The following is an 18,681-nucleotide window of genomic DNA, read 5'->3' as shown; positions in this document are numbered from 1 at the left end:
ACAGAGGAATGCGTTCCCCCCAAGCGGTGCTTCCACACGACGTGCTTAGCGGCCGCGTGGCGGCGGTGACCGGCTCAAGCCGCGGCCTTGGGTTCGCCATGGCCCGGGAGCTGGGCTTGCACGGTGCGGCCGTAGTGCTGGGAGCAAGATCGGACGACGCCGTTGCTGCCGCCGTCGAACGTCTGCGTGCTGAGGGCATCGCGGCGTCCGGGAGGCGCTGCGACACCGGCGACCTCGCCGACGTGGAAGCACTCCGGGACGAGGCCATCAGCCGCGGGACGCTGGACATCTGGATCAACAACGCCGGCACGTCGGGGGTCTACGGGCCCACCGCGTCAACGCCCGTGGATGACTTCGCACGCGTGGTGCGGACCAACATCCTGGGCACATTCCACGGGGCCAGGGTGGCCCTGCCGGTGTTCCTGGCACAAGGCCACGGTGACCTGGTGAACCTCTATGGCCAGGGCGACCGGGGACCCGTGGCGCTGCAGAACGCGTATGCATCAAGCAAGCGGTGGGTCCGCCAGTTCACGGAGACACTGTGGCTGGAAACCAAAGGTACGGGCGTGCGGGTGCACGGCATGAATCCCGGCCTGGTGGAAACGGACCTCCTGGGGCGGGTGGCGTCCCAGCCGGGGTTCGAGCACCGCCTCGGGGCCCTGCAGGTGGTGGTGGCACTGTGGGGGCAGAGCGCCGGGCAGGCGGCACGGCCCATCGTGGATCTTGTGACATCCGACGCCGCGGAGTTCCGGTTCCTGACTAAACGACGGCTGGCGACCCACGGGTTACGGAACATACTGGGCGGACGCCTGGGCAGGACAAACAGGATGCCGCTGCAGGTCACCGTGGTGCATCCGGACCCGCAGCCCTGAGGGGGCCGCCCTCCAGCGGCCTCCGTTAGGTAACCGAGACCTTGTCAATGCAGGGTTGTGACGCGGCACACACTATGCTCGACAGCACCATCCGGATCGCGGGAAGAGGCACCATGAGCATCGATATTGAGGTTGGGTCCATCTGCAGCACCGGGGATTCGGCGCGTTTCGGGGCCGCAGCCGACGTTATCGCCACCGCCATTGCCGCCACCATGCAAAGCGTCCTGGAACGTCACGTGGCCTACAACTGGGTCTGGACCGATGAGATCCGCTGCAGGGGGTGCAACGCCAGCCTGCCAATACCATTCCTTGCCAGCACACGTGCCAATGCAGACCGCGTCTTTGAGGCTCACCGCTTGGCGGAAGTGGAAGCACTCCTTGCCATGGGTTCGGGCTTTCTGAACCGCCGCTGATAAGTCCTTTTCCGTTGCTGCAGGCAAATATCTGTCCCGCTCTGGACTCTTGGCCGGGGGCGCATCAGACTGTCTACAACAGTTGGCCACCGCGCCCGAATTGTCTGCGCTTTCAATGCCCGCGTAAATGGACGGCTGCATTTATTGGGGTTTTACCGTGAGGCATTCTTCACGGCATTGAAAGGACCTGGCGATGCCGGACTTTGCACCGTTCTTCCCGCTGATTGCCATTATCTTGGGCGTGCTGGTTGCCATTGTTTTTATCTGGGTGGCAACAAAGCTCATGTGGAAGGTGGCAGAACCCAACGAGGCACTGATCATCTCCGGACTGACCAGGGGAACCCTGGAAACCAGGGCAGGAATGGACTTCAAGATTGTGACCGGCAAAGGCGCCCTGGTCCTCCCCGGCCTCCAGACCGTGCGGCCATTGTCACTCACACTGAATGAAACGGAACTTAAAGTTTCCTGCGTCACCTCCCAGGGCATCCAGGTCATTGTTGAAGGCGTCGTCATTTACAAGATCGGCGATGCTCCGCCCTTCATTGCCAACGCGGCGCGCCGATTCCTGGGCCAGCAGCCCAAAATGCAGAGCCAGGTATACAACGTCTTTGAAGGCCACCTTCGCTCCATTATCGGCAGCATGACCGTGGAGGAAATCATCCGGGAGCGGGACAAACTGGGCTCGCAGGTCCGCAGCGCCAGCGGCGTGGAAATGGAAAAGCTGGGCCTGGTGGTGGATTCGCTGCAGATCAAGGACCTGCAGGACCCCACCGGCTACATCCAGAACATCGCAAAGCCGCACATCGCCCAGGTGAAGATGGAGGCCCGGATAGCCGAGGCCACCCGCAACCGGGAAGCGGCGGAAAAGGAAGCGGAAGCCGCAGCCCTGATTGCGGACGCTCAGAGCGTTTCGGCGATCCGGCAGTCGGTGGCGCAGGCCAACGCGGAACGGGCCAGGGCAAACGCCGCCCAGGCCGGACCTCTGGCTGAGGCTACTGCACGGCAGCAGGTGGTGGTCCAGGAAACCGAAGTTGCCAAGCTTGAGGCGGACCGTGAGGAGCAAAAGCTGCAGACGAGCATCCGGAAGCCTGCTGACGCGAAAGCCTATGCCAAGCGCACCGACGCCGAAGGGCAGAAGGCGGCGGACATCAGCGCCGCCGAGGCTTTGGCGCGCCGCACCGAGCTTGAGGCCCAGGCGAACGCCCGGCGCACGGAACTGCAGGCCCAGGCGAATGCCACCGCCGCTGCCGCGGCAGCCGGAGCAACGAAGGTCACCGGTGAGGCCGAAGCCGCCGCAACCAGGGCCAAGGGTGACGCCGCGGCCTCCGCCATCAAGGCCAAGGCGCTGGCCGAAGCTGACGGCATCAAGGCCCGGGCCGAAGCGCTGGGCACCAACCAGGACGCGGTCATCTCCCAGCAGCTTGCCGAGAACATGCCTGCCATCATCGCCGCAGCAGCGGAGCCCTTCTCGCACGTGGGCAACATGACCGTCCTCAACGGCGGCGAGGGCGTCAACAAGATGCTGGGCGGCATCCTGGCGCAGGCCGGCGACTACCTGCCTGCCCTCGCGTCCGCGCTCCGAAAAGGCGAGGACACCAAGCGTCCGCCCAAGGCACCGGGTGCGTAGGGCTGCCGGTGCACAAGGACGTTGACCGGAGCCTGACCGGGAAGATCGGCCGGGTGACCGGGCGCATCGGCCCGGGCACCATTGGCGAAGTCATGCTTCCCTATCTTGGCGGCACCATGGCATTCCATGCCCACCCGTACGACAAGACCAGTGAGTTCCCGGCGGGCAGTGAGGTGCTGGTGATCTATTTCGACCCGCCGCAAACGGTGTATGTGGACGAGCTTCCGGACGTGCTGAAGCACCCGGAGTAGGCCCTCCCCCGGCCTCCTTGGAGAGCTACCGCCCGCCCTCCATTTTGCGGCTGCGCTGTTCCAGGGCCATGGGGCCATAGGGATAGACGCCCGTCTCCGGCTGGCTGGCCTGGGTGAGCCGGGCGGATTCGTCAGCGGTGAGTTCCAGGTCCGCGGCGGCCAGGTTGTCAGCCAGCTGTTCCATGGTCCGGGCCCCCAGGATCACGGACGTCACGGCGGGGCGGTCCGCCAGCCAGGCCAGGGCCACCTGGGACGGGCTTACGCCGTGGGCGTCCGCGATGTCCTGGACAGCGTCAATGACAGCCCACGTCCGCGGGTTCTCGTTGCGCGCCTTCCAAGCCTCCATGCCACGTTCGGGGTTCTCGCCGAGGCGGGTTGCGCCGGAAGGGTGCTGGTCGCGCTTGTACTTGCCGGACAGCCAGCCGCCGCCCAGGGGCGACCACGGCAGCAGGCCGATTCCAGCGTCAAGCGCCGCCGGGACGATCTCGAATTCGATGTCCCGGACCAGCAGGCTGTACTGGGGCTGCAGGCTGACGGGCAGGTTCCACCCCTGGTTGCGTGCCACATGCACCGCCTTGGTGAGCTGCCAGCCCAGGAAGTTCGAGAAGCCGTAGTAGGCGATCTTGCCGCGGGTCACTGCGTCGTCCAGGAAGCGGAGGGTCTCCTCCAGCGGGGTGATCGGGTCCCATGCATGCATCTGGTACAGGTCGATCTGTTCCACGCCCAGGCGGCGGAGGGAATTGTCCAGGGCGCGCGTCAGGCGCCGCCGGGACGTTCCGACGTCGTTCGGTGAAGTTCCCATGGGAAAGCGTCCCTTAGTGGCGATCACCGCTTTATCCCTCATCTCGGGCCGATTGGCCAGCCAGCGGCCGATGATTTCTTCCGAGACTCCAGCACTGTAGACATCGGCGGTGTCAATGAAGTTGCCGCCGGCTTCGAAGTAGCTGTCGAGAATGGCATGGGACGTTTCCTCCGTCGCCTCCGCGCCGAACGTCATGGTGCCCAGCGCATAGCTGGTGACGATGGTGCCGCTGTTTCCCAGTGTTCGGTACTGCATGGGTGTCCTCGCAATCAGTTGGGGTTGGACGGAAAGGTGTGGTCGGCCGCGTCCGTAGTGGTAGTGCGGATCCGGTACAGGCTGGTGGTTGCGGTGACGTAAAGGTCCTGCCCGTCCGGACCACCGAAGCACAGGTTGGACACGGTCTCCGGCACGGCAATGGTGTCCAGGAGTTCAAAGGACGGTGAGTAGATCCTTAGGGACGGGCCGGCGGAGGTCCAGATCCTGCCCTCGACGTCGACCCGAAGTCCGTCAGCCGGAAAACCCTCTTCCAACTCCAGCACCCCGGTCCTGCGGCTGCAGCGGCCCTCTTCCACACTGTAGGTGGCGATCCGCAGGGGCACGCCATAATGTGAACCGGCGGTATCCGCGACGTAGAGGACCGACTCGTCAGGCGAGAAGGCGAGCCCGTTGGGGTGCACAAGGTCGGTGACTTCCACCGTCATTGATCCTGAGTTGGGCTCAAAGCGGAACACATGGCACCCGCCGTATTCCTGCTCGCCTTCGTGGCCTTCCTTCGTCCCCGGAAGAATCCCATACGGCGGGTCGGTGAACCAGATGCTGCCGTCGCGGGCAATCACCACGTCGTTGGGGGAATTCAGCCTGCGGCCCTGGAAGGAATCCACCAGGCCGGTTACTGTTCCTTCACGGTCGCGCTCCACCCGGCGGAGGCCGTGGCTGCACTGCACCACGCTGCCGTCATGGTCCAGGGTGCGACCGTTGGTGAACTCCACGCCAACTGCGTATTCCCGAGTGGTCCGGGTGGCCGGGTCAAACTCGAGGATGCGGTTGTTGGGGATGTCACTCCAACGCACCGCCTGCGACGACGGTACCCACAAGGGTCCCTCCGCCCACACGGAGCCGGTGAAAAGGCGCTCCAGTGTGCCGCTTGTCATTCCGCCGTTCATCGACGCTCCCCTACGGTCCAGATTCCTGCCGTTGCACTGCCCGTCGTGGCGCGAAGCGGCGGGAGACGGCATGCACAGGACCACCCTAGCGTCATGGGCAAGATCCCTGGTCCGTGCGACTCGCGTAAAACGGCCCGTTCGTATGTCGAACTTTTGTACGTTAATTGAACTTAGGGTATTCTCGCAGAACTGCGTGCGACAGATCACTCCCCCAAGTAATGGAGCTCTCACCTGGCATGCCTGTTTAGACGTATTTGATCAAAGAGGATTACATGACTACTTCCCCCACGGCCCGCCCTTCCCAATGGCCGGTCTGGCTTTGCTGGCTGGCCATGGTCCTGGACGGCTTCGACCTGGTGGTGCTGGGCACCGTTATCCCAACGCTGCTCAAGACCGGCCAGCTGGGCTTTGATGCGGTTGGCGCCACGCTGGCAGCAACTATTTCCCTTGTCGGCGTTGGCCTGGGCGCGTTGTTCATAGCCCCGCTTTCAGACAAGTTCGGGCACAGGAAACTGCTCTTCGCCTGCGTACTCTGGTTCTCGGTCTTCACCATCGCCGTCGTATGGGCTCCCAACGTGGCTGTATTCAGTGCTTTCCGGCTCCTGGCCGGCCTCGGCCTTGGGGCCTGCCTCCCGGTCGCCCTCGCATACATGAACGACTACGCCCCGGCGGGGTCAGCCGGTAAGTCAACCACCCGCACAATGACCGGCTACCACGTCGGCGCCGTGGCAACAGCCTTCCTGGCGTTGCTGGTCATTCCGGACTGGCGGACGATGTTCGTGGTGGGCGGCGTTACAGGGCTGGTTCTCCTGCCGTTCCTGTGGTTCAAACTGCCGGAAATGACACATGCGGAACGGAGCGCGCGGAAAGAGAAGCAGGCCACTTTCCGGGATCTGGGCAAGAAGCCATATCCCCTGGTTGCTGGTGCAATCGCCGCTGCTTCATTCATGGGGCTGCTGCTGGTCTACGGCCTGAACACGTGGCTTCCGCAGCTGATGGCGTCGGCGGGATACCCCGTCAGTGCAGGCCTTTCCCTGCTGCTCGTGCTGAACCTCGGTGCCGTCGCAGGCCTCTTCATCGCTGGCGTCCTTGCTGATAAGCACGGGACCAAGCCCATTGTGCTGGTGTGGTTCGGTCTTTCTGCCGTGTTCCTTGCCCTGCTCAGTTTCAAGGTTGACAACGCGATCCTGCTCAATGCCCTTGTCTTCGTCACGGGCGTCTTTGTCTTCAGTTCGCAGGTGCTCGTTTATGCCTGGGTAAGCCAGTTGTTCCCGGCGCACCTTCGTGCAACCGCCCTCGGTTTCGCCGCGGGCGTCGGCCGCGTCGGCGCCATCGCCGGACCCGCCGTCACCGGTGGCCTGGTCGCCGCAGGCATCGCCTACCCTTGGGGTTTCTACGCGTTCGCGGCAGCCGGGGCGCTCGCCGTCGTAAGCCTGCTGACAGTCCCGCGCGCAATCGCAGCCGGACAGCCGGCGCAGGAGCGCGTCGGCTGAGCTTTGCTGCGGGACAGCGTGGCCCGGCCGGCGTCATTGGCCGGCCGGGCCGGCAAGATATTTACCGGGCAAAGTTCGACGCGGGAGGTAATGACGCGGAGGCAGGCTTTGGTTAAGATCGAGGTTCCACGCTCAGCCATTTGAGGCCTTGCGCCGTCGGGCCCGGGGAGCGTCGGGGAGGCAGAGAGGCCACCATGGACGTCACACAGCCGGCCGCGTATCCGTTGGACCCCTTCCCCGACTATGAGCGGATGCGGGCAACAGCCCCTGTCTTTCAGGATGACCGATCGGGGAGCTGGCACGTTTTCCGGTACGACGACGTCCAGCGGGTGCTGTCCGAGCACGCAACATTCTCTTCCCGCATGGGCGGTGATAATCCATCCGGTTCCGGGCAGCTCTTCGCCGCAAGCCTCATCACCACCGATCCCCCAAGGCACCGGCAGCTGCGCTCCCTGGTCACGCAGGCTTTCACCCCGAAAGCCGTTGACGCGCTGGCTCCACGCATTGCCGAACTCACGGACGAGCTTCTGGAAGGGATTGCTGCCCGCGGGAGCGCAGACCTGATCAAAGAACTGGCATATCCGCTGCCGGTCATCGTGATTTCCGAGCTCATGGGCATCCCGGCGGAGGACCGCGAGCGTTTCAAACAATGGTCGGACGTGATCGTCAGCCAAACGCAGTCCGGTCCGGCCGGCGGCGGAGATGATGCCACCGCAGCAGAGATGATCGGGTACTTCCTGGCCCTCATTGACCAACGCCGGAGCCGGCCCGGCGAGGACCTGATCAGCACCTTGCTGGCCGCCGAAATAGACGGCCAAAAACTGACGGTGCCTGAACTGCTCGGATTCTGCAGTCTGTTGCTCGTCGCCGGCAATGAGACCACCACCAACCTGATCGGCAACGCCGTCTTCTGTTTGGCTGAGTCGCCCGGCACACTCGAGCGTGTCCTTGAAGAGCCCGACTTGCTTCCCCAGACCCTCGAAGAGGTGCTGCGCTTCCGGTCGCCGGTCCAATCGATGTACCGGGTGAGCGTGGCGGAGACATTCCTGGGCGATCAACGTATCCCGGCAGGGGCACCGATCGTGGCCTGGATCGGCTCCGCCAACCGCGATGAGCAGCAGTTCCAGCGGCCGGCTGAGTTCGACGTCGACCGCAGCCCGAACCGGCACCTGGCCTTCGGACACGGCGTCCACTTTTGTCTCGGCGCGCCACTGGCCCGGCTGGAGGCGAGGATCGCACTGGAGGCATTGCTCGCCCGCCTGCCGGGGCTTTCCCTGGCACCTGAAGCGCAACTGGAACGAATGGAAAGCACCATTGTTTACGGGCTGAAGGCACTCCCCGTCAGGTGGCTGCCCGCCTGACCGACAGGTGGCCTGCCCCGCCCTATTCCGGAGTGTCCGGTTCTTCGGCGTAGTCAGCCGCCTGGGTCCGCACCTGGCGGATATAGGCATCGGACTGGTTGTAGGAGTGGACGGCGTCCGTCCACCCCCGCGCGGTTGTCAGGTTCCGGCCGTGGCCGCACAGGTACGTGGCGGCGCTGAGGGCGGCGTCGTCAATGTTGGACGGATCTGCCGTTCCGTCGCCGTTCCCGTCCCTTCCAGCAAGCCGCCACGTGGAGGGAATGAACTGCATCGGCCCTACGGCGTGGTCCCAAAGGGCGTCACCGTCCAGGAGACCCCCATCGGTGTCCGCGATGGCAGCGAATCCATCGCCGTTAAGGCTCGGACCAACGATGGGTCCGCTGGCCTGCCCGTCGGCGCCAAGTCTGCCGCCGCCATAAGTTCCGTGGGCTGATTCGACGAAGCCCACCGCCGCAAGCGTATTCCAGCCGATTCCACATGCAGGGGTGGAACGATTGGCGGCGTCGGAGGCAGCAACGTACGCCCGCAGCGCCCGGGCAGGGATCCCTGTTTGTGCCGCGGACCGTACCAGCCACTCGGCGTCCGGACTCCGCGTGACGTTCACGGCGGTATCCATTCCGGCGGGCCGGGACTCGAAGATCACGCCGGCCCGCGGCGGTGCGGAAAAGGCCACCCGGGCATCCGCGCCCGGCTGCCGGATAAACCAAAAGGAGAATGCCGTGCTGACGCAAACCACCAACAGGCCGAAGACCACAAAGCGTTTTACACGGAGCACTGACTAATCAAACCATCAAGCTTCCAGGCTGGATAACCGGCCGACTGCAGATGGCGCCGCTGGAGCACATTCTGGACGACGTCCCAAGCCGGCACCAAATGACCTGCCCGGCATGATTCCCGTGACGCCGGCCGCGCGGTCAGCGCACCACCGTGCGGTGACCTGCATCCAGGCGCTGCGTCCAGCCACGGGAATCGAGATGTTCCAGCAGCGGAACGGCAATCCGCCGTGTTGTGCCCAGTGCCTGCCGCGCTTCGCTTGTGGTGAAGGGCTGGTCCAACCGTGCCAGGGTGCGCATCGCCAGGGCCGGCGCCGTAGGCAGCAACACCACGCCGTCGCGCAGCCGCAGCAGGCGCCCCGTGCGTTCGGCGGCGGCGAGTTCCCGGGGTCCGAGGCCCAGTGCAGCCAGCTCATCGGCCTCCGGGGCATGGAACGCATCTGCGCCAAGCCTGCGCTCCAATTCGGCGATGGCGGGCTCCACGGGGCCAAGATTGCCTTGGCTGCCGGGCAGCCGGATGTGGCCGCTGTCCTGTTCAAGGTCTGCCCCACGGATGACGTGGGGCAGAAGCCTCTCGTCGGGCAGCCTCAGCAGGTCCCGCGCCGCGCCCATGGAAAGGCCGGGCGCCAAGGGATCGAGCTCCTGCAGCGCCTGGACTGCATTGCGCAGCCGATCCTGCCATGCCTCGAGGAGGGGGACATGCACCCACCAATCCCCCAAAGCCCGTATGCCCGACGGCGCGTCCGCGTCCTGCGCGGGCAGCAGTCCGAGCCTGCGCAGATGCTGCACCTGGACGGCTCCGCGGGCTGCTACTTCTCCCAGTACATCTCCGGCGGGGTCCATGCCTGCAAGCCGTTCGGCCCAGCGGGCGCCATCGCCGCGCCGCTCCAAGGCCGGAGGGTCGGCATCGAGGACGCGTGCGCCGCCCAGCACCGAGCGGCTTCCGGGGTCACGCAGCACCATCCGGTCTCCGAGGACAAGCGGCAGGGGCCGGTCCAGGACGAGCCGGGCATGATCAGTTCCGAACGGCCGCAGGCGGCCAGGTACGGAGGCAGTGCCAACATGCACCACGAGTTGTTCCGGCACCTCGGTATAGGCGACGCCGGTGGTCCGCTGGATGCCGACCACGCCGGTGGTAGGCCACGCATCGGGAGTAACCAGCGCGTCCCCACGCCGGATATCCGTTGGGGCAACGTCGCGCAGGTTCAACGCAACCCGGCTGACCGGCTCCACTGAGGCGTAGGAGGTGTCGCGGCTTTGCAGGCCGCGGACTGTGACGGTGCGGGAACCGGCGTGGCCCAGCAGTTCCAGCCGGTCACCCTGGGCGAGTGTGCCTGCTGCCAGTGTTCCGGTGACCACCGTTCCGGAACCGGTGATGGTGAACGAGCGGTCCACCCACAACCTGACCCGCCCGGTGGTGGCGGGAGCCGGCACCTGGGACAGGACGTCGTCGAGCGCTGTCCGCAGGTCAACCAGGCCGGTCCCGTCGATGGCCGACACAGCTACGGCGGGCGCGTCCTTCAAACCGGTCCCGGCCAACTCACTGCGGGTCCGGGCGAGTACGTCTGCAAGCCGCTCCCGGGATGCCCGGTCCGCGCGGCTGAGGACCACGACGCCGTGTTCAATGCCGAGCGCAGCGACGGCGTCCCGGTGGTCGCTTGACTGCGCCTGCCAGCCCTCATCCGCGGCTACCACGAAGCAGACCACCGGCGCTGGACCTATTCCGGCGAGCATGTTGCCGAGGAACCGTTCGTGGCCCGGTACATCAACGAACGCAACATCCTGTCCGGACGGGAGGGTTGTCCAGGCATAGCCCAGGTCAATGGTCAGCCCGCGGCGCCGTTCTTCCTCCCAACGGTCCGGCTCCATGCCGGTGAGCGCGCGGACCAGGGTGCTTTTACCGGAATCGACATGTCCGGAGGTGGCAACGACGTGCACGGATCAACCTGCCCTGCCTGCATCGGCGCCCTCACGGGTTGCCAATGCCTGCCGTACCGCATTGAGAATCCTGTCGTCGTCCGCAGCCGGCACGCAACGCAGGTCGATCAGGCAGGAACCGTCATTGACCCGCGGCAGGACGGCCGGGTTGCCTGTGCGCAGGTGGCCTGCGATTTTCTCAGGGAGCCGGAGGGCCCATCCCGGCAGGGGAACTCCGGGGGCGCCGCCGCCCCCTACCCTGCCGTCATGGGCCACAACGGGTACACCCAGGGCATGGGCCAGCCGCTCTGTACGTTGGCGCAAGTGTTCGACGTCGGCGTGCAGGGCCTGGACAACCGGCGCCGCTGGCCCCGCGAGGGTCGCTTCCAGGGCGGCGAGGGCAAGTTTGTCGGCGCGGACCGCACGGGCGAGCGGGTGGCGGGCCAGGCGGGTGATGATCTCCTTGCGGCCAAGCAACAGGCCCGCTTGGGGGCCGCCCAGCAGTTTGTCGCCGCTGGCTATGACGACGTCGGCCCCGCTCGCCAAAGCGGTGGCAGCATCGGGTTCATCGGGCAGGTAAGGGTCGGGGGCCAGCAGCCCGCTGCCCAGATCGGCCACGAGTGGAACGCCGTGTGCCACCGTAAGCCGGCTCAGTTCGTCAAGCGGAACAGCGGACGTGAATCCGTCCACCCGGAAGTTGCTGGGGTGGACCTTCAGGACGCAACCGGTGTCCGGTCCGAGGGCGCCGGCGTAGTCATGCAGGTGTGTCCGGTTGGTGGTGCCCACCTCGCGCAGCCTGGCACCGGTCGACTCCATCAAATCCGTCAGCCGAAAGCCCGCCCCGATCTCGACGAGTTCGCCCCGGCTCACCACCACTTCCCGGCCGGCGGCCAGGGCTGTGGTGGCCAACACCAGCGCCGCGGCCCCGTTGTTGACCACCAGGGCGTCCTCGGCGGCGGGACAGGCGGCGAGCAATGCGGCGCGGGCGCCCGCGCCGCGTCGTGAGCGGCTGCCGTCCGCCAGGTCCAGTTCCACGTCCACGTAGCCGCTGGCGGTGACAAGGGCGTCCACCGCGGCTGTGGAAAGGGGCGCACGTCCCAGGTTGGTGTGGACGATGACGCCGGTGGCGTTGAGCACCGGGCGCAGGGTCGTGGCCGTTCGTGAAGCCAGCGCGGCGAGCAGGGTTGGTTCCACTTGGCCGGGAGGGAGATCACCGCACCGGGCCTGCTCCTGGACTTGCCGGACCAGTTCGCGGATGACCCGCTCGTGCAGCCTTGTCCGGGCCTCGTGAACGGCCGGCAGTGCCAGCAGGTCGTTCGTGCGGGGAATCAGGCGCCGGGGATCGACCTGGTCCACAGCCCTCCTCATGTCGCGGCATTCACTGCCGAAAGTTGGCGGTGGCGGACGGGAATCGAACCCGCCAGGCCGAGATGCTCAGCCGCACCGGTTTTGAAGACCGGGGGGCCCACCAGGACCCGGACGCCACCGCGCCTCAATATAGCAGGTTGTCCTGAGGGGGTTAGGCTGGGCGGGTGAGTGAGGTTCAGACACCAGTTCAGCAACCAGGTCATGCTGCCGCCGGCGCGCTCCGGCTGACCGAATATGCCCACGGCGGGGGCTGCGCCTGCAAAATTCCGCCGGGCGAGCTCGAAGACGCGGTCCGCGGGCTCATTGGCCACCAGGGCGCGGAGGTCCTGGTTGGCCTTGACAGCGGTGACGACGCGGCGGCCGTCCTGGTGCGCGACGATCTGGCGGTCCTTACCACCGCCGACTTCTTCACCCCCGTTGTCAACGATGCGTTTGACTGGGGCCGCATCGCTGCCGCCAATGCCCTCTCTGACATTTACGCGATGGGCGGCCGGCCGGTCACCGCAATCAACCTCGTGGGCTGGCCCCGCGGAGTCCTGCCGCTGGAGCTCATGACGGAGGTGTTGCGCGGCGGCCTAAGCGTCGCATCAGAAGCAGGGTGCCCGGTGCTCGGCGGGCACTCCATCGACGATCCGGAGCCAAAGTACGGCATGGCCGTAACCGGAATCGCCCACCCCGACCGCCTGCTCCGCAATGATGCCGCCCAGCCCGGGATGCCGATCACGCTGACCAAACCACTCGGCGTCGGGCTTCTCAACAACCGGCACAAGCAGACCGGCGAGGTGTTCGCCGAGGCTGTCGAGACCATGGCGGCGCTGAACCGTGACGCGGCCGAGGCCGCGGTGGCGGCCGGCGTCCGGGCAGCGACAGACGTGACGGGTTTTGGCCTGCTTGGACACCTGTACAAGATGGTCCGTGCCTCGGAAGTAGGCGCCGTGATTGACCGATCAGCGGTACCGCTGATCGAAGGCGCACGTGAGGCGCTGCGGGATGGCTTCGTCTCCGGCGGGACCCGGCGCAATCTCGATTGGGTGCGGCCGCACGTGGAGGCCGGTGCCGGCGTCACCGAGGACGATCTGCTGGTACTGGCCGATGCCCAGACCTCCGGCGGCCTGCTGGTGGTCGGCGAACTGCCGGGTCACCCCGTGATTGGCCACACCACCGCGGGCCAGGGCATCCAGGTCCGCTGAAGCCCGGCAGCACTCAGCCGGCAGTGGTGATCGCGTCGCCGGTAACGCCCGCGGCACGGCGGGCCGCAAGCCGGTTCTTTTGCGGTTCTATCGTGTAGCGGGGATCCCTGGCAGAGGCAAGCCCCGCCTCGAATACCCCGAAGCGGGTCAGGGCCGAGGCCGACAGCAACGCCAGTCCCGAAGCCGCGGCCACCACACGGTTACGTCCGCCCAGCAGAGTCCCCAAGCCACCGGCCACCGCCAACCGCTCGCTCCACTTAAGCATGGCGCCCGCCTTGCCCTGGTGAAGGGGCTCGGCTGCTATCGGGTCCATCCGGCGTTCCATCACCTTCATGGCAGCGACGTCGCCCAGGACGCCCAGCACGGCGAGTTTGCGTGCAGGCCCGGTCTCCCTTACGGGTGTGGTGACCATGGCGAGCCCGGCAGACGCGAGGCAGGCCGAACTCACGAAGACAAAAGGCAGTTCCTCGTGGGCGGCGTTCCAAGTGGGGGTGGCGGTATCGCCAAGCAGGACCGCGGTGTAGGCCGCCAACGGCCCCGCGAAGACGGCAGCTTCAAACCCGGCCGGTCCCTCAACAGCCTGCAGCACTTTCCGCAACACACCCAACGGAAGCCGCGTTCCGCTCAGCCGGTCGATCTCCGCGACGGCAGTGACGGCAGTGCCGGCGCTGAAGGCGCTGAGAATCCACGAGCCCACACTCATGGGCGAGGTCACCTTGAAGGTCCGCAGCATGTGCAGGAAACGCTCCGGCCTGCCCAGGTCCTTCACCAAAGCGACGGCGCCGGCACTCACCGCCGTCAGCGCGCTAAGCCTGGCATTGCGGCAGAGGATTGGCCGTCCGGTCAGTTGACCGCCGAGGCCAAGCAGGGCCGACCCGGCTGCAACGCCGCCCAGGAACAGGTAGATGGCGACGTCATCGCCCCACGGCGCCGGCTTGACCACCGGACGGCCGTAGTACGAGGTGAAGTCCGGCTCCGGCACCATGGGCATTTCCCGGGAGCCGTCACTATTGTCCCGTCGGCGGCCCGTGCCGCGCTTGGCGCCCTGCCGGCGGCGGCGGGCAGGCTCGGATGGCCGGAAGCTGTCGAACTCTGAGAGGGTCACGCACGTCCTCCCAGGAAAGCCAGGGCAGCTGCCGCGGCCATGCCCGCTACTGCCATCCCGGCCCGGCGGTACATCCGGGGCAGATCGGCGGTGGGCACCCGCGGGTCCGGCGGCAGTCCATAGACTTCGGGTTCGTCCAGCAGCAGGAAGACCGATCCGGTTCCGCCGACCCCGTCGTTCTCGTTCGCGCCGTAAAGCCTCGCTTCGGTCATGCCCTGCGCATGCAGCGTGGCGACGCGCTCCCGGGCCGTGTCCACCATGTCGTCGTGATCGCCAAACTTGATGGACGTCGTCGGGCATGCCTTGGCGCAGGCAGGCGTCTCGTCTGCCACCAGCCGGTCGTAGCACAGCGTGCACTTCTGGGCGATGCCCTCGTTCGGCACCGCGGGATGCTTGGCGTGCTGTTCCTCCCTGCTGGCGGCGACCTTGACAGTGCCGTTACTGCGGCGCTCGATCACCCCAAAGGGGCACCCGGCCACGCAGGTTCCACAGCCGTTGCACACGTCGTCCTGGACCACCACGGTGCCGAATTCGGTGCGGAACAGCGCTCCGGTGGGGCAGACGTCCAGGCATCCGGCGTGCGTGCAATGCTTGCAGACATCAGAGGACATCAGCCACCGGAAGTCTGCCGTGTCCGGGGGTGTGGTGTCCGCGTCCGCAAAATCGGTCCCGGCAGGCGCCGCCTGGGGCGGACCGATCCGCGGCATGCCCAGGCTGACCAGGGCGCGTCCTGATTCCCGCGCCTCCTCGATGCGTTCCTGGCCCTGTTCAATGAACGCCACATGCCGCCAGGTGCTGGCCCCCAGGGAGCCGGTGTTGTCGTAGGAGGAGCCGAGCAGTTCCAGGTTGCCGTCCTGCGGGTTGTGGTTCCACTCCTTGCAGGCAACCTCACAGGCCTTGCAGCCGATGCAGATTGAGGTGTCGGTGAAGAACCCCTTGCGCGGGTGGTTGTGCTCCCAGTGGGCATCGGCGGTAGGGTCGGTCGGTCCGGACAACTGGCCCATCTAGTCCTCCAATGTCGGGTCGGTTCCCGGAATACTGCCGGGCTGATCGGTGACGGCCAGGTTACCGGTCTCGGTGGTCAGTCCGGCGCGCGTCTGGTACTCGGCAACCAAGGCAAGCAGTTCCTCTCCGCGGGGCCGGCGGCCCGGCCGGATGTCGCAGGAGGCCACCTTGGATTCCTGGATCTGGACGTTGGGATCCAGCGTCACACCCAGCAGATCATTGGCCGCGTCACCGCTGACCACGGCATTGCTGCCGACACCCCAGTGGTAAGGCAGCCCGATCTGATGCACCGTGTGCCCGCCGACGGCCAGGGGCCTCACCCGGTCGGTGACAAGCACCTTCGCCTCGATAGCGGATCGGGGTGAAATGATGGTGGCCCACCCGTAGGGCTCAAGTCCACGCTCAGCGGCCAGTTCGGGCGAGACCTCACAGAACATCTCCGGCTGCAGCTCCGACAGGTACGGCAGCCAGCGGCTCATCCCGCCCGCCGTGTGGTGCTCGGTGAGGCGGTAGGTGGTGAAGACGTATGGGTATACATCTGCGCCAGGGCTGCCGGCGCTGGGCGCACTGAGGTTATCGGCGCGGGGGAACACCAGCCGCGCCGGGCTCTGCTGCTGCGGGTACAGCGCGTTGGCCACCGGCGATTCCTGGGCCTCGTAGTGGGTGGGAAGGGGTCCGTCCATGAGTCCCTTCGGCGCGAACAGCCAGCCCTTGCCGTCCGCCTGCATGATGAAGGGATCGTCACCGCTAAGGGCAGCTGCCCCGCCAACGGAGGGGTCCGGGTGGCTGCCTGGTGCCCGTTCCAGCGGGAAGTCGGGCACGTCGTCCCCGATCCATTTACCCTGCTCCTGGTCCCACCAGATGTACTTCTTCCGTTCGCTCCAGGGTTTACCCGCGGGGTCGGCTGACGCCCGGTTGTAGAGGATCCTGCGGTTGGCCGGCCATGCCCAGCCCCATTCCGACGCCGCCGGCCCCTGTTCCTGGCCCGGCTTGCGGTTTGCGGCGTGGTTGAAGCCGTCGGCGTACACCCCGGTGTAGATCCAGCAGCCGGCCGATGTGGAACCGTCGGCCCGGAGTTCGGTATATGCGGAGAGGGGCTTTCCGGCCTCCAGGCCCGCCAGGTGACGGCCGTTGATCTCGGCAAGCACCGCCTCCGCATCCGGATCTCCGTGTTCGTCCACGGGATAGTCCCACGTGAGGTCCAGCAGCGGACGGTCGCGCTCGTCCTGTGAATCGGCCAGCTTCTCCCGGATCCGTTGGCCCAGCTCGAAGAAGAACTGCAGTTCGCTTTGGCACTCCCCCGGTGGTGCCACCGCCTGGTGCCGCCACTGCAGCAGCCGCTGGGTTTGCGTGAACGAGCCGGCTTTTTCCACGTGGGTTGCTGCCGGCAGGAAGAACACCTCAGTTTCGATGTCCTCGGTGCGCAGCTCGCCGGATTCGATTTCCGGACCGTCCTTCCACCACGTTGCCGACTCGATGAGATTCAGGTCGCGCACCACGAGCCACTTCAAATGCGACATGCCCAGCCGTTGCATGCGGCCGTGGGCAGAGCCCACGGCAGGGTTCTGCCCGAGCAGGAAGTAGCCCTCCACTTCGTCCTCGAGCATGCCCATGACGGTCTCGTAGGTACCGTGGGCACCGGTGAGCCTGGGCAGGTAGTCGTAGGCCCAATCGTTGTCCTCGTTCGCGGCGTCGCCCCACCAGGCCTTGAGCAGGCTGATGGTGTAGGCGTCGGCATCAGCCCAGTAGCCCTTCTGCTGTTTCGACCCCACAGCTTCCAGGTATTCGTCAAGGCTGTCATGGCGGCCGGCACTGGGCATCGGCAGGTATCCGGGCAGCAGGTTGAACAGGGTGGGGATGTCGGTGGAACCCTGGATACTGGCATGGCCGCGCAGGGCCATAATTCCGCCGCCAGGGCGTCCCATATTTCCGAGCAGAAGCTGCAGGATGGCTGCGGCCCGAATGAACTGGGCTCCCAGGGAGTGCTGCGTCCAGCCGACAGCGTAGGCGAAACAGGTGGTCCGGTCGCGTCCTGAGTTTTCCGTAATGGCACGGGCCAGGTACTCGAAGTCAGCGACGTCGATACCGCACATGTCCCTGACCATCTCCGCGGTGTAGCGGGCGTAGTGCCGCTTTACGATCTGGAAGACCGTCCGGGGGTCCTGCAGGGTATCGTCACGCTGCACTTCCGCGTGCTCCAAGGGCGGGCCGCCGCTGCCGTAGGCATGGCCGGCAGCACGGGCCGTAGCATTCTCGCCGTGTTCGGAGCCGGGCCCGGGGTCGTCAATGCTTCCCTCCCCTTGTTCTGCATAAGACCACGACGACGTATCGTACGCCCGCTTCTCCGGATCGAAACCGGAGAACAGGCCGCCCAGGTCCTCGGCATCGCGGTAGTCCTCGTGAACCAGTGTGGCTGCGTTGGTGTACGCGCCGACGTACTCCTTAAACCAGAGGTCGTTGCTGATCACGTAGTTAATGAGGGCGCCCAGAAGCACAACATCAGAACCTGCACGGATGGGAATGTGCTTATCCGAAACCGCCGACGTGCGCGTGAACCGCGGATCGATGTGGATAACCTTCGCACCACGGGCCTTCGCTTCCGCCACCCACTGGTACCCCACCGGGTGGCACTCGGCCATGTTGGAACCCTGAATGATGATGCAGTCAGCGTTAGCCATGTCCTGCAGTGATTGCGTTGCACCACCGCGTCCAAACGAGGCTCCCAAACTGGGAACCGTTGCGGAGTGTCATATGCGGGCCTGGTTCTCGGTCTGCACCGCCCCTGCAGCTGTGAAGAGTTTCTTGATCAGGTAGTTTTCTTCGTTGTCCAGGGTGGCGCCGCCCAACGAGGCTATGCCCATGGTGCGGCGGAGAAGCCTGCCTTGGTCATCTTCCTGCTGCCACGTCCTGCGGCGGGTTTCGATGAAGCGGTCCGCCACCATCTCAACTGCCGTAGCCAGGTCCAGATGTTCCCACTCAGTGGAACGCGGTGCACGGTAAAGCACTTTTGTTTGCCGGCCCGGAGAATTGACCAACTGCTCACTGGCAGAGCCCTTGGGGCACAGACGACCGCGGGAAATGGGTGAATCCGGATCTCCCTCGATCTGGATGACTTTTTCGTCTTTGACGTAAACCCGCTGCCCGCATCCAACAGCACAATACGGGCACACACTTTGCACCACGCGGTCTGCGGTGGCCGTCCGTGGAGCGATTGCCTGCGTGCGGGGCGAGGTCACAGACGGCCCGCGCCCCAGTAGGTCGCCCGTGGTCAACTGACGGACGACCGGCCATTGAAGAAAACTTCGCGGTGCCATTTCAGGAGCATATCCCAAAGGACAGCG

15 protein-coding genes and 1 tRNA gene are annotated in these 18,681 nt (G+C 65.9%); 7 read left to right on the top strand and 9 right to left on the bottom strand.

Annotated elements, in window-relative coordinates; all coding sequences use genetic code 11:
• Positions 1 to 8: 8 nt before the first annotated feature.
• The 4 genes from FBY36_RS18025 (at position 9) to FBY36_RS18010 (ending at position 3,163) form a co-directional block, all read left to right on the top strand.
• On the top strand, positions 9 to 872 hold the full coding sequence (locus FBY36_RS18025; RefSeq protein ID WP_142121630.1) for an SDR family NAD(P)-dependent oxidoreductase: 864 nt from the start codon (positions 9 to 11) through the stop codon (positions 870 to 872).
• Between the two features lie 113 nt (positions 873 to 985).
• Positions 986 to 1,285: a hypothetical protein gene (locus tag FBY36_RS18020; protein ID WP_235008890.1), complete on the top strand. Its 300-nt coding sequence runs from the start codon at positions 986 to 988 to the stop codon at positions 1,283 to 1,285.
• 193 nt (positions 1,286 to 1,478) lie between these two features.
• A complete protein-coding gene (locus FBY36_RS18015; RefSeq protein WP_142121626.1) occupies positions 1,479 to 2,912 on the top strand; it encodes a flotillin family protein in 1,434 nt (477 codons plus the stop codon).
• Between the two features lie 8 nt (positions 2,913 to 2,920).
• Positions 2,921 to 3,163 carry a hypothetical protein gene (locus FBY36_RS18010; protein ID WP_142121624.1) on the top strand — a complete coding sequence of 81 codons (243 nt, stop codon included), beginning with the start codon at positions 2,921 to 2,923 and terminating at the stop codon, positions 3,161 to 3,163.
• Between the two features lie 25 nt (positions 3,164 to 3,188).
• Here the strand turns inward: FBY36_RS18010 and FBY36_RS18005 are convergent, their stop codons facing one another.
• Both FBY36_RS18005 and FBY36_RS18000 read right to left on the bottom strand, forming a co-directional pair.
• The gene (locus tag FBY36_RS18005) at positions 3,189 to 4,220 is read right to left on the bottom strand and encodes an aldo/keto reductase (protein WP_142121622.1); all 1,032 of its coding nucleotides are present in this window, start codon (positions 4,218 to 4,220) and stop codon (positions 3,189 to 3,191) included.
• Positions 4,221 to 4,234: 14 nt separating this feature from the next.
• Positions 4,235 to 5,116, bottom strand: a complete 882-nt coding sequence (locus tag FBY36_RS18000) for an SMP-30/gluconolactonase/LRE family protein (RefSeq protein ID WP_442858251.1) — start codon at positions 5,114 to 5,116, stop codon at positions 4,235 to 4,237.
• 284 nt (positions 5,117 to 5,400) lie between these two features.
• Here FBY36_RS18000 and FBY36_RS17995 point away from each other — a divergent pair, with 284 nt between their 5' ends.
• Together FBY36_RS17995 and FBY36_RS17990 are read left to right on the top strand one after the other, a co-directional pair.
• Complete coding sequence (locus tag FBY36_RS17995; RefSeq protein WP_142121618.1) at positions 5,401 to 6,621, top strand: MFS transporter; 1,221 nt, start codon at positions 5,401 to 5,403, stop codon at positions 6,619 to 6,621.
• A gap of 194 nt (positions 6,622 to 6,815) precedes the next feature.
• Positions 6,816 to 7,982: a cytochrome P450 gene (locus FBY36_RS17990; RefSeq protein ID WP_142121616.1), complete on the top strand. Its 1,167-nt coding sequence runs from the start codon at positions 6,816 to 6,818 to the stop codon at positions 7,980 to 7,982.
• 22 nt (positions 7,983 to 8,004) lie between these two features.
• On the opposite strand, the gene FBY36_RS17985 is transcribed toward FBY36_RS17990, so the two are convergent.
• The 4 genes from FBY36_RS17985 to FBY36_RS17970 form a co-directional block, all read right to left on the bottom strand.
• Positions 8,005 to 8,757: a lytic transglycosylase domain-containing protein gene (locus FBY36_RS17985; RefSeq protein ID WP_142121614.1), complete on the bottom strand. Its 753-nt coding sequence runs from the start codon at positions 8,755 to 8,757 to the stop codon at positions 8,005 to 8,007.
• A 139-nt stretch (positions 8,758 to 8,896) separates the two neighbouring features.
• On the bottom strand, positions 8,897 to 10,693 hold the full coding sequence (gene selB / locus FBY36_RS17980) for a selenocysteine-specific translation elongation factor (RefSeq protein WP_142121612.1): 1,797 nt from the start codon (positions 10,691 to 10,693) through the stop codon (positions 8,897 to 8,899).
• Positions 10,694 to 10,696: 3 nt separating this feature from the next.
• Positions 10,697 to 12,028 (bottom strand): L-seryl-tRNA(Sec) selenium transferase, encoded by a 1,332-nt coding sequence (gene selA / locus FBY36_RS17975; RefSeq protein ID WP_142121610.1) that lies wholly within the window; start codon positions 12,026 to 12,028, stop codon positions 10,697 to 10,699.
• Positions 12,029 to 12,064: 36 nt separating this feature from the next.
• Positions 12,065 to 12,159, bottom strand: a tRNA-Sec gene (locus FBY36_RS17970).
• 45 nt (positions 12,160 to 12,204) lie between these two features.
• Here FBY36_RS17970 and selD point away from each other — a divergent pair.
• On the top strand, positions 12,205 to 13,230 hold the full coding sequence (selD, locus tag FBY36_RS17965; protein ID WP_142121608.1) for a selenide, water dikinase SelD: 1,026 nt from the start codon (positions 12,205 to 12,207) through the stop codon (positions 13,228 to 13,230).
• Positions 13,231 to 13,243: 13 nt separating this feature from the next.
• On the opposite strand, the gene nrfD is transcribed toward selD, so the two are convergent.
• From nrfD to fdh, 3 genes are read right to left on the bottom strand one after another with little or no spacing between them, the layout of a single operon-like run.
• Positions 13,244 to 14,335 carry an NrfD/PsrC family molybdoenzyme membrane anchor subunit gene (gene nrfD / locus FBY36_RS17960; RefSeq protein ID WP_142121606.1) on the bottom strand — a complete coding sequence of 364 codons (1,092 nt, stop codon included), beginning with the start codon at positions 14,333 to 14,335 and terminating at the stop codon, positions 13,244 to 13,246.
• Positions 14,332 to 15,339: a 4Fe-4S dicluster domain-containing protein gene (locus tag FBY36_RS17955; RefSeq protein WP_142121604.1), complete on the bottom strand. Its 1,008-nt coding sequence runs from the start codon at positions 15,337 to 15,339 to the stop codon at positions 14,332 to 14,334. The genes nrfD and FBY36_RS17955 overlap by 4 nt, the downstream gene beginning before the upstream one ends.
• Positions 15,340 to 18,654 carry a formate dehydrogenase gene (gene fdh, locus FBY36_RS17950; RefSeq protein WP_235008889.1) on the bottom strand — a complete coding sequence of 1,105 codons (3,315 nt, stop codon included), beginning with the start codon at positions 18,652 to 18,654 and terminating at the stop codon, positions 15,340 to 15,342. It abuts the gene before it with no gap.
• Positions 18,655 to 18,681: the final 27 nt, after the last annotated feature.

Source organism: Arthrobacter sp. SLBN-122, from assembly GCF_006715165.1.
GTDB lineage: Bacteria > Actinomycetota > Actinomycetes > Actinomycetales > Micrococcaceae > Arthrobacter.
Note: the sequence above shows the minus strand (reverse complement) of the source record. Positions and strands in the feature narration are given on the sequence as shown.